The following is a 23,430-nucleotide window of genomic DNA, read 5'->3' as shown; positions in this document are numbered from 1 at the left end:
CCTGCAGATCGCCTGCGGGAGTAGATTCACGTTCATCACTAAATAAATTAGAGCCAAATGTGTAAAGTGAAATTGTCAAAAATTCCATAACATGAAATTTGTAATCAAGGTCACTCTAATGATAAGGATTGCTTATTTTCTTTCGAAAGGTGGAGATATTCCATGAGGGACTTTACCTGGAAACTGTTTTGCGAGACAGGTAATATCGATACGTATCTCTTGTTAAAAGAACTAGAGAGTGAAAACGAACGATCATCTGACCTGTTGGAAATTGAAGAAAGGAAAGGCGATTATTTAGATACAGAACTTTGATTGCATCACATTGATAGCAGGCGGTGATGGTGATGTTGATCAAATCAGAAGCAATCGTGATCCGGACGTCGGATTACGGAGAATCCAACAAAGTAGTAACCGTTTATACAAAGGATTTTGGCAAAATGGGGATGATGGCAAGAGGGGCGAAAAAGACGAAAAGTCGCCTCTCTTCTGTTTCCCAGTTATTCACTCACGCACACTTTCTTATACAAAAAGGAAGTGGACTAGGAAGCTTGAGCCAAGGAGAGACCATCAATACGTTCCGGGGGATTAAACAGGATATTTTTAAAACAGCGTATGCAGCCTATATGGTAGAACTTTTGGATAAAACGACTGAGGACAACGAAGCCTCACCCGCTTTGTTCGAGTTTTTGAAGCTATCTCTGACTTATTTGGATGAGGGTGTTGACCAGGATATTTTGAAAGCGATCTTCGAAATGAAAATGCTTCGGCTTTCGGGTGTAAGTCCCCAGGTCGATCGGTGTGTTCTTTGTGGTCGAAGAGAAGGAATCTTTTCTTTTTCGATTGGTGAAGGAGGGTTCCTTTGTAATCAGTGCAGGCATTCCGATCCAAATGCGCTTGTCCTGACACCGCAGACTGCAAAGCTTTTAAACCTTATTTACCATATTGATCTATCGAGGTTAGGAAATGTTTCTGTAAAAGAGGAAACGAAAAGGACATTGAACAAAGTGTTGACTACATACATCGATGAATATACAGGAGTCCGACTGAAATCAAAACGTTTTCTCGATCAATTACAAAAATTTGAATAAGATTTGACAAACTTATCAAAAACGATTATGATACTTTCAACAAAATTTAAATTGATGCGTTGAAGGAGAGGAGTACTTATTACTTCAATTCCAAGCGACTCTAGGATGGTGAAAGCTAGAGATTGAGAGGTAAGGAAGGGCGCTCTGGAGCATTTTAATAAAGCGGGGGCTGATGAATTATTCCGACACTTCACACTTGAATCATCCAGTAGATGATCGTAAGTATGAAGTCAGTCGGTTAGGGACTCAACCCCAAATAGGGTGGAACCGCGGGTATACTCTCGTCCCTATGTCGAACCAGACATAGGGATGAGAGTTTTTTCATTGTACTCTTTACCTGTGTCAGTTCGAAAAGAAAAAACAAAACATTGAACGTGGAGGTGCGTTATGAATTTACAAGATATGATTCTCACACTGCAGCGTTACTGGGCAGAACAGGGATGTTTCGTCATGCAAGCGTATGATGTGGAAAAAGGTGCAGGAACGATGAATCCGATGACATTTTTACGAAGCATTGGACCTGAGCCATGGAACGTGGCTTATGTTGAGCCATCAAGACGACCTGTCGACGGCCGCTATGGAGAAAACCCGAACCGTCTTTACCAACATCATCAATTTCAAGTAGTCATGAAGCCATCACCTGATAACATCCAGGAACTATATTTGGAAAGCCTTAAGGAAATCGGGATCGACCCAACAGAACATGACATCCGCTTTGTGGAAGATAACTGGGAAGCACCGACTTTGTCAGCCTCTGGATTAGGTTGGGAAGTGTGGCTTGATGGCATGGAAATTACACAATTCACTTATTTTCAGCAAGTAGGTGGTTTAGAAGCAAAACCTGTATCCGCTGAAATCACTTATGGGATCGAGCGTCTTGCTTCTTACATACAGGACAAAGAAAATGTATTCGATTTAGAGTGGCATTCAGGAATTACGTATCACGATCTTTATTATCAATCTGAATACGAACACTCAAAATATACGTTTGAAGTATCAGATACAGAGATGATGTTCAACCTTTTCAATGTCTATGAAAAAGAGGCGAAACGGGCAATTGAAGATCGGCTGGTATTCCCGGGCTATGATTATGTATTGAAATGTTCCCATGTCTTCAATCAACTTGACGCAAAAGGAGCGATTTCTGTTACGGAACGAACGGGATATATCGGACGTGTCAGAAATCTAGCAAGGAAATGTGCCAAAGCTTATTATGAGCAAAGAGAACAATTAGGGTTTCCGATGCTGAAGGGGGCGAAAGTCGATGAGTAAACAGGATCTCTTATTAGAAATCGGTTTAGAGGAAATGCCTGCACGGTTTGTAACAGATGCTATGTACCAGCTTTCTGATAAAGTTGCAGGTTGGCTTACGGAAAACCGGATTCCATTCGGAGAAGTACTGCCATACTCCACACCTAGGCGACTCGCTGTTAAAATAACTGATGTTGCAGAGAAGCAAGAGGACCAAGAAGAAGAACTTAGAGGTCCAGCGAAGAAAATCGCTCTTGATGAAAATGGAAACTGGTCGAAGGCTGCATTGGGCTTTGCTAGAGGACAGGGAGTAGATCCTGAGAACCTCTTCTTTAAGGAAGTGAAGAATACTGAATATGTATTTGCGAATAAGTACACAACTGGTATATCTACCATGGATCTATTACCTCAATTGGATAAAGTGATCCAAAACCTTCATTTTCCGAAAAATATGAGGTGGGGGGATCAAGAATTTAAATTCGTCCGCCCGATCAAATGGCTTCTGTTCTTATTCGGTAGTGAGATACCGAGATTAGAGGTTGCTGGGGTGCAAGCAGATCGTAAAACGTATGGTCATCGCTTCCTTGGTGAAGAGATTCAAATAGAGTCACCTGAACAATATCCTACTGATCTTCTAGGGCAATTTGTCATTGCTGATCCGAAAGAACGGAAAGAAGCAATCCAACATCAATTGGAAAACATCCAGGAGGAAGAAGGATGGAAGATTCCAATCGACGATGGATTGTTGGAGGAAGTGAACAATCTTGTCGAGTACCCGACTGCTTTACATGGGAAATTCGATGATGAGTTTCTGGAGCTTCCATCTGAAGTGCTGATTACTTCGATGAAGGAGCACCAACGTTATTTTCCTGTACAGAACAATGATGGAGAGCTTCAACCATATTTCGTAACGGTTCGAAATGGTGATCATAATCACCTTGCAAATGTCGTCAAAGGGAATGAAAAGGTCTTGCGTGCGCGCTTGAAGGATGCTCAATTCTTCCACAACGAAGATAAACGAAAGTCAATCGATCATTACCTGGCGAAACTTGAATCCATTGTGTTTCATGAAGAGTTAGGGACGATCGCGGATAAAGTTGAACGCATCAAGATCCACGCTTCTTCTACAAGCGGTTTGCTCCAGTTGGATAATGAGTCGGAAAAATTCATCCAGCGTGCTGCTTCTATCTGTAAATTTGATCTGGTCACCCAGATGGTTTATGAGTTTCCAGAACTGCAGGGCGTCATGGGGGAAAAATACGCAAAACTATTCGGAGAAGATGAGATTATCGCTGCAGCAGTGAACGAACATTATCAACCTCGATTTGCAGGAGATTCACTACCGGGAACGGTCGTTGGCTCCGTTTTGAGTATCTCAGATAAATTGGATACGATCGTCGGCTGTTTCGGTATCGGTATCATTCCGACGGGTTCTCAGGATCCTTATGCACTGAGAAGACAAGCGGCTGGTATATTGCAAATCATGATTCAGAAGGGATGGCCGGTTGAGCTTGAACAACTCTTGAATGCTGCTTTAGATGTAAATGAGGAAAAACAATTATTGAAAAATGATCGTCAAGTAGTTTTTAATCAGTTGATCGAATTTTTCAATATCCGCTTAAAAACGATTCTCCAGGATCAAGGTGTTCGATACGATGTAATCGATGCAGTCTTGACAGGTAGATTAGGTCGAGTAGATTTACTGATCAAAAGAGCAGAGATTCTAGGTGTAAATCTGAAACAGGAAACATTCAAAGATGCGAATGTCTCGTTAACTCGCGTACTCAATATCTCTAAAAATCTGGATGAATCATTGAGTAATATTGACTCAGCATTATTCGAAAATGAAGAAGAAAAGGCATTATATGACCTCTATATAAGTTGTAAAAAGCAAAGCGAGGATTTACAACAACCAGAGGATGTCGATGGATTTTATAATCGTTTGATGCAATTGCCTGAAGTTATCGATCGGTACTTTGATAATACGATGGTTAACGCAGATAATGAGGCGATCAGAGAAAACCGCCAAGCGCAAATGAAAAACTTATCAAAAGTGATTCTTTCATTTGCTGATTTCAATCAGTTAGTGCTTTAAGGATAGACTTTGATACAGAGTTTTACGCATATGGAAGAAGACCTTATGACCTTGGTCTTCTTTTTCCATTGGCTCTGTTAAAGGGTGTTGATTTAAAACCGCTTTTCTTTTGTCTAACTCGAGAAACCAGTATCTTTTCTTATTATGCTTTACTATTGATGTATTTAGGTTATCTTTATTCGGAAATACTTCCTATTTCCATTCTAAATAGGATATAATGTATCCAAAAGAGTATAGCATATACTGGGCAGTAAGGTGGTGTTACCAATCGAACTGAATGATAGACAAGAACGCATTGTAGAAATCGTAAAAGATTTAGGTCCGATAACAGGAGAACAAATTGCAGATAAATTAGATTTGACAAGAGCTACGCTTCGCCCGGATCTTGCCATTTTGACAATGTCAGGTTATTTGGACGCACGACCCCGTGTCGGTTATTTTTATACTGGAAAAACAAGTGCACAGCTATTAACCGAGAAGATTCGGCAAATCAAAGTAAAGGAGTACTTATCACTTCCAGTAGTCGTCCAGGAGTCAGCGAATGTGTATGATGCTATTTGTACCATGTTTTTAGAAGATGTAGGTACACTTTTCGTGGTCAATAAAGAGTCAAGATTAGCAGGAGTTTTATCTCGTAAAGATCTCTTGCGGGCAAGTATGGGGAATCAAGAATTGACCTCAATTCCTGTCAATATCATAATGACTCGAATGCCGAATATAACAATGTGTACAAAAGAAGATTTATTGATCGAAGTAGCGGAAAAATTGATCGATAAACAAATCGATGCTGTACCTGTTATTAAGGATACTTCAGGGGAAGATGCGTATGAAGTGATCGGGCGGATTACCAAAACGAACATAACGAAAGCATTAGTAGATTTCTCAAGTGATGCAATTTTATAAGAATTACATTAGTGTCGATAAAGGAGGTACCAATGTCAGACAAAATAGAACGACCAATCGTGTATGTCGTGTCAGATTCAGTAGGGGAAACCGCTGAATTAGTTGTCAAAGCAGCGGCGAGTCAGTTCAACTCGACCAATATTGAAATCAGACGCTTTCCATATGTTGAGGATGAACAAACTGTAAGAGAGGTTGTTGCATTAGCAAAAGATAATCAGGCAATCATCGGATTCACCCTCGTTGTGCCTGAAATTAAAGACTATTTAGTAGAACTCGCGGCTAGTGAAGGTGTAGCTGCAATCGATATTGTAGGGCCAATGATCAATCGGATGGCAACGGTTTTTCAAAAAAGCCCTCGTAATGAACCTGGACTTGTCCATAAGCTTGATGAAGAATATTTCAGAAAAGTCGAAGCAATCGAATTTGCGGTCAAGTATGATGATGGGAGAGATCCAAGAGGGATATTGAAGGCGGACATCGTTTTAGTTGGCGTATCGAGAACCTCTAAAACACCCCTTTCCCAATACTTAGCATTAAAACGATTCAAAGTCGCGAACGTACCGATTGTCCCAGAAGTAGAACCACCTGAAGAGTTATTCAAGGTATCGACTTCAAAATGCTATGGGCTTCGTATCAGTCCTGAAAAATTGAACGATATCCGCAGAGAACGTTTGAAAGCTCTCGGATTGGATGATCACGCAAATTACGCCAACATGAATCGCATTAAAGATGAACTGGAGTACTTTGATAAGGTCGTCGATCGGCTTGGCTGTAGAGTCGTGGAGGTTTCAAACAAAGCAGTAGAGGAAACGGCAAACTACATTCTTAATATCCATAAAAACAAGAACCGATAAGGAATAACTATAAAAGAAAAGGCTGTTTTCGCAAACTTTGTTGCTCTTGCACTTAAAGAAAGTATAAAATACTTTCTTCAGTATAAGGGCAACTAAGGCTCGACCTACAAAAGGCATGGTCTCGCCAAGTTTTCTTTAAAAGTTGTTGATTTCCGCTCCAGAATGCTCGCTTTCCGCGGGGCGTGCGGTGAGCCCACTCGTCGCCTTGCGACCTCAGGAGTCTCCTTTTCAAGGAAGCATTTGTGCTCCTGCGTCTACAAGAAGTCCTGTCGAAGCGAGCTTCCTCGTCGCATGCCTTGCGAGGGGATTATTCAGGTAGTAGGCACGCTGATCCCGCAGGACAAGGAAAGCTTCGGCAGCGTTACATCGCACGAAGAAAATGCGATTTTCATTTTCGAGGGGCCTCGCACCTTGCTCTCCAATCAACTTGCACAAGGTGAGTTTTAAAAATGATTCAAAAGCAACAATCTTTTAGAAAAGAGCCAAAGAATTTAAATAGATTGAAGGGGTTGACAAAAAGTAGTCTGTCAGCCCCTTCTTTTTTTAATTGGAAGACGAATGGTATTACGGTATTAGATAACACACGGAATATAGAATCAGATTTTCAGGAATAAGATGAAAGAATTTCGAAATAAAAAAGGGTATGTGCATTTTTTGTCGAAATGTAAGGATAAAGAAATCTTTATGATAGTCAACAAAAGGAAAATGCGTTATAATACTCTATTGTGTGGATTTTGCACAAGTTATGAAAAAACCATATTTTGGTTATACTATAAAAGCAGAATTCGACAATATTCTGAAATATAAAACATTGACCTGTTGGCAGGAATTCTTGAGAGGATGTAGAAATACAAGTACATGAAGAAAACTCGAAATGTGTTGGTTGATGCTGATGCTTGTCCGAATCAAATAAAGAAGGCAATCCTTGAAATCTCGAATTTCTATGAGTACAAGGTTTTTTTTATTGCCTCTTACAGTCATGCTACAGATCAACATCGCAGTGCCGAATGGATCATGGTAGATTCAGAACCAGAATCTGTGGACATGTATATCGTCAATCATTCTATAGAAGGGAATGTTGTCATCACACAGGACCATGGCCTTGCGAGTTTATTGGTTTCTAAAGGTGTTAATGTCATATCACCTCGCGGTAAACGTTTTACAGAGGATGAAATGCCCTCTTTATTACAATCTCGCTATTACTCAAGTAAACTGAGACGCTCGGGACACCGGACAAAGGGCCCGCCCCCATTTACAGAAGAAGATGCTCAAAGGTTCAGTAAGAACTTTACAAAAATCTTTTCTGAAGGTATTAAATGAAACACTTCTTGTTTTTCTTGTTTTAAACAAGGACAGAACAGTAAAGAATGGTGATAGCATGGGATCTCGGATTCCTGAAGAAACAATCGAACAAATACAAAAGTCGAATGACATCCTCGATGTTGTTGGTGAGTATGTTCAACTTAAAAAACAAGGACGCAACTACTTTGGTCTTTGTCCGTTCCATAACGAAAACACACCTTCATTTTCTGTCTCAGGCGATAAACAGATCTTCAGGTGCTTTGGCTGTGGTAAAGGAGGAAACGTCTTCTCATTTTTGATGGAGGTAGAAGGTTTCACTTTCATTGAAACTGTCAAAAACCTCGCAGACCGGGTTGGTATTGAATTACCGGAGTTATCTTCCTTCAATCAAAACGACAAAGTCAGCAAAGAAAAAGAAATCATGAAGGATGGTCACAGCTTAATTGCTCGTCTTTATCACCATTGTTTAACAAATACCGATTACGGGCAAAAAGCAAAAGAGTACTTGTATAATCGAGGCTTTACCGACGAAATGATCGAACACTTCCAAATTGGTTATGCCCCTGACTCCTGGGAATTCGTAAGCTCTTTCTTGCAGAAAAGGAATTACTCGCTTCCTATGATGCAGGAAGCAGGACTAGTAGGAAAGCGAGAATTCGATGGGAAATTTTTCGATCGGTTCAGAGACCGGATCATGTTCCCAATCTGGGATACCCAGGGGAAGAACATCGCTTTTGGGGGCAGGATACTCGGTGATGGAGAACCGAAATACTTGAACAGTCCAGAAACGAAAATCTTTAATAAAGGAAAGATTTTGTATGGGTATCATCTAGCTCGTCCAGCTATGCGGAAAGAGGATAAAGTGATTTTGTTCGAGGGCTATGTAGATGTCATTGCTGCATGGAAAGCTGATATTACCAATGGTGTGGCAACATTAGGAACATCCTTGACACAAGACCAGGCGAAATTGTTAAGTCGGAATGTCTCGACAGTCATCATCTGTTATGACTCTGACAATGCGGGGATAACAGCAGCATTCCGTGCTACAGAACTTCTGGAAAAAGAGAATTGCAATGTGAAGATTGCACAAATGCCTCAAGGTTTAGACCCTGATGACTATATCCAGAAACACGGTGGAGATCGTTTTAAACAGGATGTAATAGGGGCAAGTTTAACTGTAATGGCATTCAAAATGCAGTTCATGCGTAGAGGAAAAAATCTCCAAGATGAAGGAGAACGCATGAGGTATATCGAAGAGATACTACATGAAATTGCAAAACTTCCTAAAGCTGTTGAAAGAGATCACTATTTACGGCAAATTGCCGAAGAATTCAACCTTTCTTTAGACGCAGTGAAGCAACAACAGTATCAAGCATTTTTAAGTATTAAAAGGAAAAAGGATAATGATGGTCGAAATAGGGAGAATAACCATAAGAAATATATCGGGCAATCCTCACGACTATTACCTGCTTTCCATAATGCGGAAAGAATATTGTTGGCGCATATGCTGAAGGATGTAAGTCTTGCTGAGAAAGTTGAAGAACTACTGGGTGGCGCATTTAACATTGAGGAATATAGTGCAATTGCTGCTTATTTATACGCATTTTACGCAGAGGGTCACTCACCAGATATCGGCTTATTCTTAGAGAGAGTCGATGATCAACGCCTGAAGCAAGTCGTTACTGAATTGGCGATGCTTACAATTAATGAGGATATATCGGATCAGGAATTATATGATTATGTTAATCAAATTAAAAAATATCCTAAATTAATTCAGATACAAGAGAAAGAAAAAGACAAGAAACGTGCAGAACGTGAACAGAACATGGTTGAAGCTGCACAAATCGCGATGGAAATCGTCGAGCTGAAAAGAGCTTTGAAAGTCAATAACAGAAGTTAGAAGTATGGAAGGAGGGGATCGTATGGCTGAGAAACCTAATCGCCAAGAAGCGGAGGGTGAATTAACCATCGATCAAGTAAAGGAACAATTAGTTGAACTCGGTAAGAAAAGAGGCGTCCTCACTTACAATGAAGTAACCAATAAACTCGCCCCATTTGAGCAGGATTCAGACCAAATGGATGTTTTCTATGAGTATTTGGGTGATCAAGGTATTGAGATAGTGGATGAAGAGGACGGCGATGACCCAAATATTCAAGAGGTAGTGAAAAGCGGGGATGACGAGTTCGACTTGAATGATTTAAGCGTACCTCCTGGAGTGAAAATAAACGACCCGGTCAGGATGTATCTGAAAGAAATCGGTCGTGTGGATCTATTATCTGCAGATGATGAAATCAGTCTAGCGCAACGGATCGAACAAGGTGATGAAGAAGCGAAGCGCCGATTAGCAGAAGCGAACCTTCGACTCGTCGTAAGTATTGCAAAACGATATGTAGGACGAGGAATGTTGTTCTTGGACTTGATCCAAGAAGGGAACATGGGCTTGATCAAAGCCGTTGAAAAGTTCGACTATCGTAAAGGTTATAAATTCAGCACATATGCTACTTGGTGGATTCGTCAAGCGATTACCCGTGCTATTGCAGACCAGGCGCGTACTATCCGTATTCCTGTCCATATGGTCGAAACGATCAACAAGCTGATCCGGGTACAACGACAACTCTTACAGGACATCGGACGTGAGCCTACCCCAGAAGAAATCGGGAAAGAAATGGAGCTTACCCCTGATAAAGTCAGGGAAATCTTGAAAATTGCTCAAGAACCAGTATCACTTGAGACACCAATCGGTGAAGAAGATGACTCACACCTTGGTGATTTCATTGAAGACCAGGATGCTCTTGCTCCTTCGGATGCAGCTGCATACGAATTATTGAAAGAGCAGCTAGAAGACGTTTTAGATACCTTGACAGACCGGGAAGAAAACGTCTTGCGCCTCCGCTTCGGTTTAGATGATGGACGTACGAGAACACTTGAAGAAGTTGGTAAAGTATTTGGTGTTACACGTGAACGAATCCGTCAAATAGAAGCGAAAGCATTGCGTAAGCTTCGTCATCCTAGCAGAAGTAAACGATTGAAAGACTTTTTAGAATAAGACTTCGATAATGAACGGATCATCTCGCAAATGAGATGGTTCGTTTTTTTATTGATTTCTTTGTTTAGTGAATCTTTAAACGATATTCCCTGTCTCTCCTGTAGTTCGTCTGTGGAAAAGGAGTGAATTTCGCTATAATAAACAATTATCTCTTCTTTGTCCTTTATTTTACTTATTTTCAACTCCATTTGCAAACCTTGTTCGGAAATTTTTGGTATATACGTTTTCTATTTTACACTATTTTCGGACTTTTTTTAACTGTTGAAAAATTACTGTATTTATAAGTATAATTGATGTAAGCGTATACAAAGAGAATACAATCGAAACAGTCAGGAGTGGAGTAAATGAACTTCAATTTAACAGATGAACAGAAAATGATTTACAAAATGATCAGGGAATTTGCTGAGGAGGAAGTGGCACCTGGAGCAGAGCAGCGTGATAAAGAGAAAAGATTCCCTGTTGAGATCTTTAAAAAACTAGGAGACTTAGGTATGATGGGTCTTCCATTCCCTGAAGAATATGGCGGTGGTGGCGCTGATACTGTCAGTTTCGCTATTGTAGTCGAAGAATTGAGCAGGGCATGCGGCTCGGCAGGGATTACATATTCTGCCCATATTTCATTAGGTGGCGCGCCATTACACATGTTCGGTACTGAAGAACAGAAAAAGAAATACCTTACCCCAATATGTACTGGAGAATCCCTTGGTGCTTTTGGTCTCACTGAACCGAACGCCGGCTCAGATGCAGGCGGAACTGAAACGACTGCGGTTCAAGAAGGAGACGAGTGGGTCATCAACGGAAGCAAATGCTTCATTACAAATGCAAGCTATGCGAAAAATTTAGCATTGACAGCAATAACTGATCGCAAGGACGAGGAAAAGGAAATTACCGCTTTCATCGCTAGCACTGAATCACCTGGTTTCAAAGTCATCGATAATTATGAAAAGTTAGGTCTGAATTCTTCAAATACAACAGAATTGATCATGGAAGATATCCGTGTACCTGAAGAGAATATGCTAGGACAGAGAGGAAACGGATTCAGACAATTCCTGATGACACTTGATGGCGGAAGAATTGGAATTGGTGCTATGGGAGTGGGAATAGCCCAAGCTGCATATGAAAAAGCACTAGCTTATGCTCAAGAAAGAAAGCAATTCGGCAAGACATTGTCAAAATTCCAGGCTACTCAATTCAAGCTTGCTGATATGGCGATGAAAATTGAATTGGCAAGGACGATGGTCTATAAAGCTGCATGGTTGAAAGATCAAGGCCGTAAGTTCGCGAAAGAAGCTTCAATGGCAAAGCTTTACGCATCTGAGATCTGTATGGAAGTATGTACACAGGCAATCCAGATCCACGGCGGTTATGGATACATGAAAGATTATCATGTTGAAAGATTTTATCGCGATGGAAGACTTCTTGAAATCGGAGAAGGTACTTCTGAGGTTCAACGTATGGTCATAGCCAGAGAATTAGGCTGTTGATTCCTGCTTATATTATTTTAGGGTGACCCTTTTAAGATCAAGTGTTTCCAATCATGGGACTGAATCTTGAATGAGAGGGTCAGCCTTCCTTTTTAAAAGTCAGATAATTATGATTATTCACACTTTAAAAACATGGAGGTGCTGGGATGTATTTGAATCAGACGATTGGTCAATTATTGAAGGAAAAAGCAGAGCGGTTACCAGGGCATGATGCGGTGGTCTACAGTAAAGAGGGGATCCGACATACATATGAAGAATTCTATGAATTGACTGGACAAGTTGCGAAAGCCTTGATGGCATTAGGGGTCAATAAAGGGGATCATATTGCTGCATGGTCGACGAACCGTTTCGAGTGGTTATTGCTTCAATTCGGCTCAGCACGGATGGGGGCTGTACTTGTTACAGTCAATACCAATTACCAAAAGAGTGAATTGGAATATTTGTTGAAACAATCAGATACGACGACCCTATTCATGATGGACATGTTCCGAGACACATCTTATGTTGAAATTGTGCACTCAATTGTCGGTACGACAGGTAATAACGGAAGGGTTAAATCCAATGATCTCCCTAAGTTAAAACAACTTGTTTTCATGGAAGAGCAAGAAACAGACGGATTACTTTCCTGGAAAAGCTTTTTGAAAATGGCTGCTTCTACTTCGGATGAAGAATTGATGAAGCGCGAAAGTGAACTAGACCCGCATGATGTTATTAACATGCAGTATACAAGCGGTACTACAGGTTTTCCGAAGGGCGTCATGCTGACACACCATAACATTGTCAATAACGGCTACCAGGTAGCAAACGCAATGAATCTATCAGAAAAGGACAGACTATGTATCCCGGTGCCGTTTTTCCATTGTTTCGGCTGTGTACTCGGTGTCCTTGCCTGTGTATCCGTTGGCGCCACTATGGTTCCTATCGTACAATTTGATCCCGAACTTGTTTTACAGACTGTTGAAAAAGAAAAATGCACAGGGTTACACGGAGTACCAACAATGTTCATTGCAGAATTGAATTTTGATAGTTTTGATGACTATGATCTGTCAACGCTAAGAACTGGAATCATGGCAGGCTCTCCATGTCCAATAGAGGTTATGAAGAAAGTCATCAATCTGATGGGAATGGATGAAATCACAATCGCTTATGGTCAGACAGAATCTTCCCCTGTCATCACGCAAACACGGACAGATGATCCAATTGAAAGACGGGTCGAAACAGTCGGGAAGAAACATCCGATTGTAGAAGTCAAGATTGTTGATCCAGCTACGGGAGAACAAGTTCCGACTGGTAATCAAGGGGAGCTCTGTACAAGAGGATATCTTGTGATGAAAGGTTATTACAATATGCCTGAGGCGACAGCACAGGCCATTGATTCAGATGGATGGCTTCATACAGGAGACCTTGCTACGATGGATGAGGATGGTTATGTGAAGATCACAGGGAGATTGAAAGATATGATCATCCGTGGCGGAGAAAACATTTATCCACGTGAAATTGAGGAGTTTTTGTATACTAATCCTGCGATCATCGATGTCCAAGTGATCGGGATTCCGGATGAAAAGTATGGGGAAAAGGTTACGGCGTGTGTGAAAGTGAAAGAAGGAAAAGGCGTAACAGAAAAAGAGATCCGCTCTTATTGTGAAGGGAAAATCGCACACTATAAGATTCCTGAATATATCTTTTTCGTAGATGAATATCCGATGACCGCTTCAGGGAAAATACAAAAATATAAACTGCGAAAAATGGCAGAGGAATTAAGAGATAAATCTGTGAAAACCGTTTAATATTCATCAAGATCAGCAGTTATAGGCGGGTGAATCGTGTCCAAATCATGACAAATGTCTCGTCTCTCCAGTTAAGACTTTCCTTCCTATGAATTTTAAAGTAAAATAGTAAATGGCTTGTTTACTATTACATAGGTAGGAAACACTAACAACAGTATCAACCTGCATCAAAAGGAGGATAAGAGATGAAAAGAAATCCATTGATTCCATTCGCCATTACTGCTGTTTTCGGCATTGCTATTATGATTGTTTTATCTGCTGTAGGCGTCAACGAAGCGAAAGAAAAGGCAGCTGGCGGCGGAGAAGAAGTGAAACCAGAACAAATTGTACAACAAACCTGTACATCCTGCCATGGTCAAAATCTTGAAGGTGGTATGGGACCAGCTCTTACAGATGTCGGTTCTAAGTATAAACCAGAAGAGATCGCTGATATCATCCAGAATGGTAAAGGCCAAATGCCAGCTCAGTCTCTGAGTGCTGAAGAAGCCAAGGCAGTCGCTGAGTTCTTGGTCAATGGCGGCAAAGAAGGCGGAAAAGGCGAAGAGAAAAAAGAATAGTAAGATCATCTGTAAAGGTTGACTCTATGTGAATGTTTGGCGTACAAACATTAAGGGTCGCCTTTTTTATTAAGGTTGTTTTTAATAGTTTGTTGCTTATGAATTTAATAATTTGAAATAGAGGTCAAACCTGTAAGCAGTGGAAATATACGAGACTCCAGCGGGATCAGCGGGACAGGTGAGACCCTACGGGGAGGAGGCTTGCGGATCGCCCGCGGAAAGCGAGCACCTGAAGCGGAAATCAACGACTTTAAAGAGCAAGAAAGTTTGCGAAAACAGCTTTACTAAAAGAGCCCTTATTAATCGTATTTGATTGATACGAACAAAAAGGCTATAGTAGGACTGTATTTCAATAGAATAGGTGAAAATATATGATAACCATTTCAAACCGATTAGAAAAAGTGACAACATACATACCAAGGGGATCTATACTTGCTGATATCGGCTCTGATCATGCTTTCCTGCCTTGTTTTGCAGTGCAAAAAGGTATTATCAGCAAAGCAATCGCAGGAGAAGTGAACGAAGGACCATTCCGCTCAGCCTATAATCAAGTGAAGGCACTCGGTTTAGAGGGAAAAATCGAGGTAAGATTGGGTGATGGCTTAGAAGTGATTGACCCTCATGAGGTTTCAGCCGTAGTGATCGCTGGTATGGGCGGCCAATTGATCAGCAACATTTTAGAACGAGGAAAAGAACGGCTTCAGGGTGTTGAACGTCTTATTCTTCAACCGAATATGGGGGCTCGTTTCATACGTGACTGGTTCGAAAAAAATAATTGGAAGCTGGTTGAAGAATCGATTCTTGAAGAGGATGAAAAGATTTATGAAATCCTCGTAGCAGAACCGACCGACGTACCGATTACTTTTAATGATACGGAAAGATTGTTAGGTCCATTTTTAATGAATGAATGCAATAGTACGTTCGAAAAGAAGTGGAAACGGGAAAAGGAGAACTGGGAGAGAATACTTATTCAACTGGAAAAAGCTCTACCTACCGAAGAAATCCGTGAACGCAAAGAGCTTTTAAAACAGAAAATCAATGCAGTAACGGAGGCGATAAAGTGAGTAAAGAACATGCACACGCCCAAGAAATCATACAAAGGATTGACAAACTTGCACCTAAATGGATGGCAATGGAAGGTGATCCGATCGGCCTTCATGTCGGTTCCTTGCAAAAACGCGTGAAAAAAATCATGGTTACGCTGGATGTCATTGAACCTGTTATCGATGAAGCAATCCGTGAAAATGTTGATTTGATTATTGCTCATCATCCGCTCATCTTCAAGCCATTAAAGAGGATCGATCCTGATACTTCATACGGGCGCACGATTCAAAAGCTGATGAAGCATGACATAACTGTTTATGCCGCTCATACCAATCTTGATGTGGCAAAGGGTGGTGTCAATGATTTGCTTGCGGATGCAATTGGTATGACAGATACTGAGGTACTAGTGGAGACGCTGGAAGATAAGCTGAAAAAGCTAGTCGTATTTGTACCAGAAACGAATTTAGATAACGTGAGAGACGCATTAGGTAAGGCAGGAGCAGGTTTTATCGGAAACTACAGCCACTGTACATTTAATACACCAGGGAAGGGGACCTTTTTACCGCAAGAGGGAACCAATCCACATATCGGTGAACAAGGCAAAATGGAATTCGTAGATGAGGTAAAAATCGAGACACTCTACCCAGCAAGTATTGAAAAGGAAGTATTGGCAGCATTACGAAAATCCCATCCATATGAAGAAGTGGCATATGACCTTCTTCCACTTGAGAACCAGGGTGAATCACTCGGGATTGGACGAATTGGAAAGCCGAAAGATTCCCTGACAGTTGGAGAACTTGCCGAAAAGCTTAAAGAAATATTCAATTTGGACGGTGTACGTGTAGTCGGGGATCTTCAAAAGCAAGTGAACAAAATTGCTGTATCCGGTGGAGAAGGCAATGACTTTATAAGCAATGCGATGTTTAAAGGTGCTGATGTATTCATCACCGGGGACATCAAGTATCATTATGCACACGATGCATGGATGGAGGGCATGGCGATCATCGACCCCGGACACAATATCGAAAAAGTGATGATTGACGGGGTGGCCGACATTTTGGACCGCTGGCTGGCCGAAAAGAATCTTGGAACCGAAGTCTATCGAAGCAAAGAACATACCGATCCATTCAAGTTTATCTAGCGCCAGCGTAATTTTCTTGAGCAGATAATTTTGTTGCGTTGAAACCAAATTGTAGAAATAATTAGCTAATTAAGCGCAAAAATTAAGATTTTTTTACCGTTTTGGAGCGGCAAAACCTCCCGAAAAATCCCAGGTTAAAGACTAATCCATAGAATAGTCATTGAACCGTTGTTTTTGAGCCCATGTATGTCTAAAAATCTTAATGTATGTCTAAAGAATTGGTAATAAGTCTAGAATTTCAGGTGTAAGTCTAAAAACTCCGATATAAGTCTAAAAACCTCTCAACAAAGACTAAAAGCATACAAAAGTAGGGGCTGTCCCAAAACATTCGTGGGACAGCCCTGATGTGTTATTTTTTTGCTGCTTTCACCTTCGGCAGGATTTTGCTGGATTTTACTTTCCGTTCTCTATTCCAGGTAGACTCATCCTCAGGGTCATATTGATCAAGAAACATGATGACTTCTTTCGTGATAGGCGTCGGTGTAGAAGCTCCTGCTGTAACAGCAACCGTTTCGACGTTTTCCAACCACTCGAGCTTAATTTCTGTGACATCTGCAATCCTGTGTGAAGGAGTGCCTGCAATTTCCCATGAAACCTGGGCGAGGCGATTTGAGTTGTTACTGCGCGGGTCTCCAACGACAAGTAACAGATCAGCCTCAACTGCTTGAACAGCAACGGCTTCTTGACGCACCTGGGTCGCCTTGCAAATTTCTTCATGCACTTCGGCTTGTGGATATTTTTTCTGGATCTGTTCAATAAGATGTTGGACATCCCATTGACTCATGGTGGTCTGATTCGTAATTAATATTTTATCTGCTTTGGTATCGAGATTTACAACATCGTCTTCATTTTCGATCAAATGGACGATATCAGGTGCGATTCCCATAGCTCCTTCGGGTTCAGGATGCCCTTTTTTCCCGATATAAGCGACATGATAGCCTTCTTCTTTCTTTTCTTTAATCAGATCGTGAGTGACTGTCACATCCGGGCAAGTCGCATCTATTGTATGAAGACCTTTTTCACGCGCAATCCTTCGGACCTCAGGTGAGACACCATGAGCTGTGAAAATAACAGTCCCTTCATTTACTTGTTTCAGTATTTCAAGACGGTTTGGACCATCCAAAGTAATGATGCCTTCTTCTTCAAAAGCATCGGTGACATGTTTATTATGAACAATCATACCCAGGATATAGATTGGTCTAGGTATTTCAGGGTCACTTGCAGCTTGTCTGGCGATGACCATTGCATCGACAACTCCATAACAATATCCGCGAGGTGAGACTTTGATTACCTTCATATAAAAAGGTCCTCCTTTAATAACAAGCACTTCTCGCTTTATTATAAAGGAGGACCGATACCGTTGACAAATATATATCGTCTAAATATACAGTTTTGGAACCGAATCGCGTTTAAGTGCTTGAGGCGCTGGCTTAACATGCTTCACATTCGGAATGGATTTTTTCTTCAGTGGCTTCGTCGGAGCTTTCTTTCCACTACTTTCTGACGTTTTCTTTTTTCCACTGCTTGTTGACGTTTTCTTTTTACCCGTGCTTGCAGCTTTCTTTTTACCAGTAGTGGTAGATGTTTTTTTCTTACTAGCGGACGATTTTTTATTTTTGTCATCGGCATTTTTCATTTTATCTTTTTTATCTTCTTTCTCTTCTTCTGTTGAGTCAGAATTGGAAGAATAACTTTGGTATTCTTTCAATAGCTCCAGCATAGATGGTATGTTCTTCACCATTGGACCATACTGCTGTATGAATGGTCTGACAGTATCAGCCATTTTCATTACTTTTTGTGCGTTTTCAACCATACTTACGAGATTGAGTCCACCGCCTGGATTGGGTGAAAGAAACCGAGTCAAAAACCCGGCTGATCGTGCAGCGGGAAATCCCCCTCTGAATGGCATCATTTGTCCGAATGGCGACATTGGCCCAATCCCATAGGGTCCAAATCCGGGAGGCATACGGTACATTAAGATGCTCCTTTCTCCTACTCTCGATAACTTTACAGAAAAGTGGTTATTCTGATAAACAAGATATGCGAAAAATGAATGATTGGTGTCCATCCAACAAAAGAATGGGTATATCCCCAAAAACATGGAGATTTTTCTCTGTATCCTCTATAATACTTAAAGTGGGAAATACATCTGAAGGTGATAAACGATATGAAAAATAATGTGTTTGAACAACGATTCAAATTAAAACCGTTTTTATTTGAGGCACTTAGTAAACAGAACTTCGAACGTCCGACTGAGATACAGGAACGGCTTATTCCAAGCATTATCAAAGGGAATGATGTAATCGGTCAGTCACAGACTGGCTCTGGAAAGACACTTGCCTTTTTGCTGCCTATCTTGGAAAAAATCAATCCTGAGGTTCAAAAGGTCCAAGCCGTGATTACAGCCCCAACAAGAGAACTAGCGAGACAAGTATATAATGAAGCAGTGACACTAGTTGAAGATTCATCCATTGTTGTAAAAACTGTGGTGGGTGGAACAGACCGGAAGCGTATGGTTGATCAATTGAAAAATGAACCACATGTGATTGTAGGTACACCTGGACGTATAAAAGATCTCGTTGTCGAAGAAGGGATATCCATTTTCAATGCGGATATGCTCGTCGTAGATGAAGCTGATCAAATGCTTGATATGGGATTCATTGAAGACGTCGATCAGATTGCTTCACGTATGGCGCATGAGTTGCAGATGATGGTATTTTCAGCAACAATCCCTGAAAATCTGAATCCATTATTACGTAAATATATGAACAACCCGAAGCATGTTCATGTAAAGCCCGAGGAAACGTCTCCGGCAGAAATTGAACATATTGCAGTCCCTGTAAGACATCGTGATCGTATTCAACTGACAATTGAGATTGCGAAAAAATTCAATCCTTATTTAGCGATCGTGTTTGCGAATACGAAAAAAGATGCTGATGAAGTGGCAGATGCAATGATACAAGAAGGTTTGAATGTAGATAGGCTACACGGAGACCTTCCTCCACGGACACGTAAGCATGTTATGAAACGCGTTGCGAATGCGGAGTGTCAGTATTTGGTCGCAACTGATTTAGCGGCTAGAGGAATCGATGTAAAGGGAGTTAGCCATATTATCCATCATCAAATCCCGACCGATCTCGACTATTACATCCATCGATCTGGACGTACGGGTCGTGCAGGTATGAGCGGTATAGCTGCTGTTTTATATGAACGAGATGAAATCGAAAAACTCGAGAAGCTCGAGAAAAAAGGTATTACCTTCGAACACAAGGATCTTAAGGACGAGGATTGGGTAACAGTGAACGTACAGCGTTCCCGGCCAAAAAAGAAATCTAAAGATCCAAACGAATTCTTAATGCCCAAGCCTAAGAAGGTCAAACCAGGTTATAAAAAGAAATTTCAAGAAAAAAAGAAGCAATTCAACCGAAAAAGAAAGAAATAGAGGGGGAGCAATGCATGCTTAAATTAGGATCACATGTTTCAATGAGCGGGAAGAAAATGTTGTTGGGTGCAAGTGAAGAGGCTATCTCCTATGGTGGGAACACATTCATGATTTATACTGGAGCACCTCAAAACACACGTCGTAAAGCAATTGAAGAACTGAATATCGAGAATGGCGTTGCACATATGAAGGAAAACGGAATAGAGGAAATCGTCGTACACGCCCCTTATATCATCAATATCGGGAATACGACGAAACCACAAACCTTTCAGCTGGGAGTAGATTTCTTGCGATCCGAAATTGAACGGACAGAAGCGATTGGTGCTAAACAGATTGTATTGCACCCTGGGGCGCATGTCGGTGCAGGCACGGAAGCAGGTATTCAAAAAATCATCGAAGGGTTGAACGAAGTCATATCTCCTGAACAGAATGTCCAGATCGCATTAGAAACGATGGCAGGAAAGGGCTCTGAATGTGGGAGAACGTTTGAAGAATTGGCAGCGATCATTGATGGCGTAACTCACAACGACAAGCTCTCAGTGTGTTTTGATACATGCCATACCCATGATGCAGGGTACGATCTCATAAATGATTTTGATGGTGTATTGAATGAGTTTGATAAAATTATCGGACTTGATCGAATCAAAGTCCTTCACATCAATGATAGTAAAAACGAGTGCGGGGCAGGTAAAGACCGTCATGAAAATATAGGCTTTGGAAAGATCGGATTCGATACATTGAATTACGTTATACACCATCCTCAGCTTGAGGAAATTCCGAAGATCCTTGAAACACCTTATGTACCTGTCAATGGAGACAAGAAAAACAAGAAACCTCCATATAAGTTCGAAATCGAGATGCTGCGCGGGAAAAAGTATGATACACAATTACTTGAAAAAATCGTCCAAGCATAAAGGTGAATTTCTTTTACTGAATTGACTTTGTTAAATAATACTGTTGATTTCTGACTAGGTTTGATTGAAGCGAAATTTACGACACTCCTGCAGGAAAAGCGAGCCAAGCGAAACCCCACAGCGAATTAAGGATCTGCGAGTATAATAATGAACTTCGACTAAATACCACCACGTCCTATGGTGAACGTCGAAGTCAGTACATCCTGTACAAGTGAGGAGGCTTGCAAAAGTAGGTCAAGACATAGAAGTGATGTCCAGCTCAACGACCTGTGAAAATCAACAATAAAGTATTACAAAGTCATTGAATTAAAATAGAGAAATAAAATAAAAGCTGACTCTGAAGAGTGTATCTGTTAAACCTAACCTATATAAGGTCGGAATTTGTCAGAGACAAAGGAGTCAGCTTTTTCTTGCATTTTCATCGGACGATCGATTGAAACATAACCTTTACGGTCTGAGCAGTATGTGGACCAACGACAGCCTCTATTTGTCTGATGATTCGATCCCTTTGCTGAAGATCTGCCACATCAATCTTCTCTTTTCTCAGAATACGGATGATCTGGACTGCTTGTGTGTCAGTCAATTGGATGTTGTATTGTGATGCTAATGCAGTCAATTCCTCAGCAGACAGATTGTTCAGTTTATGGTTGATCATTTGTTGTAGAAAAGGATTCATCCCCCGTTCCCCTCCTCTTTGCATAATGTATGAGGTGGGCAGAAGTTGTGTGCTTGTATGTAGGGGTGAATATTCAATGTGAAAATGTTGATTTTTGCCGATATATGTCTAGGGATTTATTGGTTGTTGCACTAGGTATTGGAAGGTATCTTTAGTATAATAAATATACTATGTCAATTATAATCGGGGGCGTGCTATGCAATATTGTCATTCTGACAACACTTTTGCAGCCTTTCAACATATTATGAATGATCTTACGGACGATATATACTTACTAATCAAGCCCAATGGTTCGATTATTGAATCGAACAGCATTGCTCAAGAGTCTATTCTGAGCGATACACATACAAATTTCTATGACCTGTTCCTGAAAGAAGATCAGCCTGCTGTTTTCAAGTTTATTGAAAAGCTCACCTCCAAGAATGCCTCTGAAGGGGTTTTTGATCATTATTTAGATGAGGAGAAGATGAAAATCAAGTATCTTGGAAAAATGGTCGATGATGAAATTGTACTTCTCGGCAGGTTTCTTGATAATCCTGGCACAACGGAAAAGCACCATGAAATGGATTACAAAGAAATGTACGAAAAAGAACACGAGTTCCGTAAATTCATGTTCCGCGAGCTCGAAATTGGAATTTTGACCATCACTGCTACAAATGAAATTGATTGCTGTAACGAACGGATGAAATTATTCGTTGATTTAGATTCAGTCAATCAGCTGATCGGAAAAAATCTGTTCCAACTGGATCAAAAGCATCCTCTTTTATCTCAAATGCTCCAGATGACCAGGGAAATAAGGAGTACAAAGATCGTCAATGAACGCTTCTATTATGAAGACGATTGTCTTTATCAAGTAAAAGGGATGTATTTTGATTCCGATGAGAGCATCCGGTTCGTTCTATATGATCGTTCACATCAACAGCGGTTTGAAAATCTTCTGATGTACAAAAAACAGATGGAATCTGTATCCCACCTGGCAGCAGGCGTGGCTCATGAATTGCGCAATCCATTGTCTGTTATACAAGGATTCATACAATTATCGGCTGTGACAAAGGATTTCACCAAATACTATGATACAGTATTGTCGGAACTATCCCGAATGAACGAAATTATCGAGGATTTTCTGTCTGTCTCAAGACGTAAGATGCAGAAGCAAAAGCAAAGACCAGATCTAATAATCAAATCTTTGATCCACATCATCCAATCAGAATGCTTATTACATAATCTTGTTTTTGAATGGGATGTGGAAGAGGTTGATGGATATATAATGGTTAATGAATCAATGATCAAGCAGGTTGTTTTAAACCTGCTTCGAAATTCGATCGAAGCTTATACCAACCAACAAAACAATCGACTGATCCAGCTCTATGGAAAAGGAAGAAATAATCATTATGAAATCACATTCAAAGATCAAGGACCCGGCATGGAGCAAGCTGTGTTGGAACAACTCGGAAAACCGTTCTTTACGACAAAAGAAAAAGGAAATGGAATAGGGATCCCTTTGTGTAAAAAGATCATCGAAGATCACGGCGGGACCTTCCATATTGACAGTAAACTTGGGGAAGGGACGATGATAACTTTCCATCTGCCTTTCTTATCTGAAAAAAACAGCTGATTCCATTCAACTTCAAAAAAGCTAGCCGTAAAATCAAAACCGCAAGTGATTCCAGTCTCGGAAGGTGGTTACCCCTAAAAGTTAGAGTTTTTATTATGCAGCTGATTGGATGGATTGAGTTCGGTATTCGACTGGACTCAGTCCATCCAATTTTTCTTTTGAACGTTCATGATTGTACCAGTGGATATATTCTTCAACTCGGCTTTCTAATTCCTCATAGCTTACTAAAG

22 protein-coding genes are annotated in these 23,430 nt (G+C 40.8%); 18 read left to right on the top strand and 4 right to left on the bottom strand.

Annotation, left to right across the window (positions count from 1 at the left end):
* Positions 1-162: 162 nt before the first annotated feature.
* The 15 genes from ACTWQL_RS10845 to ACTWQL_RS10775 all read left to right on the top strand — a co-directional run bounded on the left by ACTWQL_RS10845 (position 163) and on the right by ACTWQL_RS10775 (position 16,553).
* Positions 163-312, top strand: coding sequence for a YqzL family protein (locus ACTWQL_RS10845; RefSeq protein WP_443142463.1), 150 nt, complete (start codon positions 163-165; stop codon positions 310-312).
* A 32-nt stretch (positions 313-344) separates the two neighbouring features.
* Positions 345-1,088, top strand: coding sequence for a DNA repair protein RecO (gene recO / locus ACTWQL_RS10840; RefSeq protein ID WP_443142462.1), 744 nt, complete (start codon positions 345-347; stop codon positions 1,086-1,088).
* 387 nt (positions 1,089-1,475) lie between these two features.
* Entirely contained in the window at positions 1,476-2,360 is an 885-nt protein-coding gene (gene glyQ / locus ACTWQL_RS10835) for a glycine--tRNA ligase subunit alpha (RefSeq protein ID WP_443142461.1), read from the top strand.
* A complete protein-coding gene (gene glyS / locus ACTWQL_RS10830) occupies positions 2,353-4,434 on the top strand; it encodes a glycine--tRNA ligase subunit beta (RefSeq protein ID WP_443142460.1) in 2,082 nt (693 codons plus the stop codon). The genes glyQ and glyS overlap by 8 nt, the downstream gene beginning before the upstream one ends.
* A 255-nt stretch (positions 4,435-4,689) precedes the next feature.
* Complete coding sequence (locus tag ACTWQL_RS10825; RefSeq protein WP_443142459.1) at positions 4,690-5,337, top strand: helix-turn-helix transcriptional regulator; 648 nt, start codon at positions 4,690-4,692, stop codon at positions 5,335-5,337.
* Positions 5,338-5,369: 32 nt separating this feature from the next.
* Complete coding sequence (locus tag ACTWQL_RS10820) at positions 5,370-6,191, top strand: pyruvate, water dikinase regulatory protein (RefSeq protein WP_443142458.1); 822 nt, start codon at positions 5,370-5,372, stop codon at positions 6,189-6,191.
* A 291-nt stretch (positions 6,192-6,482) separates the two neighbouring features.
* Entirely contained in the window at positions 6,483-6,638 is a 156-nt protein-coding gene (locus tag ACTWQL_RS10815) for a hypothetical protein (protein ID WP_443142457.1), read from the top strand.
* Positions 6,639-7,049: 411 nt separating this feature from the next.
* Positions 7,050-7,511 (top strand): YaiI/YqxD family protein, encoded by a 462-nt coding sequence (locus ACTWQL_RS10810; RefSeq protein ID WP_221565634.1) that lies wholly within the window; start codon positions 7,050-7,052, stop codon positions 7,509-7,511.
* A gap of 58 nt (positions 7,512-7,569) precedes the next feature.
* A complete protein-coding gene (gene dnaG / locus ACTWQL_RS10805; RefSeq protein ID WP_443142456.1) occupies positions 7,570-9,393 on the top strand; it encodes a DNA primase in 1,824 nt (607 codons plus the stop codon).
* A gap of 22 nt (positions 9,394-9,415) precedes the next feature.
* A complete protein-coding gene (rpoD, locus tag ACTWQL_RS10800) occupies positions 9,416-10,540 on the top strand; it encodes an RNA polymerase sigma factor RpoD (protein ID WP_443142455.1) in 1,125 nt (374 codons plus the stop codon).
* A gap of 344 nt (positions 10,541-10,884) precedes the next feature.
* Positions 10,885-12,024, top strand: a complete 1,140-nt coding sequence (locus ACTWQL_RS10795; RefSeq protein WP_443142454.1) for an acyl-CoA dehydrogenase family protein — start codon at positions 10,885-10,887, stop codon at positions 12,022-12,024.
* Positions 12,025-12,170: 146 nt separating this feature from the next.
* The gene (locus ACTWQL_RS10790) at positions 12,171-13,811 is read left to right on the top strand and encodes an AMP-binding protein (RefSeq protein ID WP_443142453.1); all 1,641 of its coding nucleotides are present in this window, start codon (positions 12,171-12,173) and stop codon (positions 13,809-13,811) included.
* Between the two features lie 185 nt (positions 13,812-13,996).
* On the top strand, positions 13,997-14,368 hold the full coding sequence (cccA, locus tag ACTWQL_RS10785) for a cytochrome c550 (protein WP_443142452.1): 372 nt from the start codon (positions 13,997-13,999) through the stop codon (positions 14,366-14,368).
* A 371-nt stretch (positions 14,369-14,739) separates the two neighbouring features.
* Complete coding sequence (locus ACTWQL_RS10780; protein WP_443142451.1) at positions 14,740-15,432, top strand: tRNA (adenine(22)-N(1))-methyltransferase; 693 nt, start codon at positions 14,740-14,742, stop codon at positions 15,430-15,432.
* Entirely contained in the window at positions 15,429-16,553 is a 1,125-nt protein-coding gene (locus tag ACTWQL_RS10775) for a Nif3-like dinuclear metal center hexameric protein (protein WP_443142450.1), read from the top strand. The genes ACTWQL_RS10780 and ACTWQL_RS10775 overlap by 4 nt, the downstream gene beginning before the upstream one ends.
* A 349-nt stretch (positions 16,554-16,902) precedes the next feature.
* Here ACTWQL_RS10775 and ACTWQL_RS10770 read toward each other — a convergent pair whose 3' ends face one another.
* Positions 16,903-17,850, bottom strand: a complete 948-nt coding sequence (locus ACTWQL_RS10770) for a 4-hydroxy-3-methylbut-2-enyl diphosphate reductase (protein WP_443142449.1) — start codon at positions 17,848-17,850, stop codon at positions 16,903-16,905.
* Positions 17,851-17,931: 81 nt separating this feature from the next.
* Positions 17,932-18,528, bottom strand: coding sequence for a VrrA/YqfQ family protein (gene vrrA / locus ACTWQL_RS10765; protein WP_443142448.1), 597 nt, complete (start codon positions 18,526-18,528; stop codon positions 17,932-17,934).
* A gap of 192 nt (positions 18,529-18,720) precedes the next feature.
* On the opposite strand from vrrA, the gene ACTWQL_RS10760 reads away from it, so the two are divergent.
* Together ACTWQL_RS10760 and ACTWQL_RS10755 are read left to right on the top strand one after the other, a co-directional pair.
* Positions 18,721-19,995 (top strand): DEAD/DEAH box helicase, encoded by a 1,275-nt coding sequence (locus ACTWQL_RS10760; protein WP_443142447.1) that lies wholly within the window; start codon positions 18,721-18,723, stop codon positions 19,993-19,995.
* Between the two features lie 14 nt (positions 19,996-20,009).
* On the top strand, positions 20,010-20,909 hold the full coding sequence (locus ACTWQL_RS10755; protein WP_443142446.1) for a deoxyribonuclease IV: 900 nt from the start codon (positions 20,010-20,012) through the stop codon (positions 20,907-20,909).
* A gap of 418 nt (positions 20,910-21,327) precedes the next feature.
* Here ACTWQL_RS10755 and ACTWQL_RS10750 read toward each other — a convergent pair whose 3' ends face one another.
* Positions 21,328-21,585 (bottom strand): DUF2624 domain-containing protein, encoded by a 258-nt coding sequence (locus ACTWQL_RS10750; RefSeq protein WP_443142445.1) that lies wholly within the window; start codon positions 21,583-21,585, stop codon positions 21,328-21,330.
* Between the two features lie 196 nt (positions 21,586-21,781).
* Between ACTWQL_RS10750 and ACTWQL_RS10745 the strand changes: the two genes are divergently transcribed.
* Positions 21,782-23,200, top strand: a complete 1,419-nt coding sequence (locus tag ACTWQL_RS10745; protein WP_443142444.1) for a two-component system sensor histidine kinase NtrB — start codon at positions 21,782-21,784, stop codon at positions 23,198-23,200.
* Positions 23,201-23,293: 93 nt separating this feature from the next.
* Here ACTWQL_RS10745 and ACTWQL_RS10740 read toward each other — a convergent pair.
* Positions 23,294-23,430 (bottom strand): IS3 family transposase (locus ACTWQL_RS10740; protein ID WP_443142669.1); only part of this gene is annotated, 137 nt, incomplete at its 5' end.

It is taken from the genome of Pseudalkalibacillus sp. R45 (assembly GCF_052246725.1).
Taxonomy (GTDB): domain Bacteria; phylum Bacillota; class Bacilli; order Bacillales; family Fictibacillaceae; genus Pseudalkalibacillus.
Note: the sequence above shows the minus strand (reverse complement) of the source record. Positions and strands in the feature narration are given on the sequence as shown.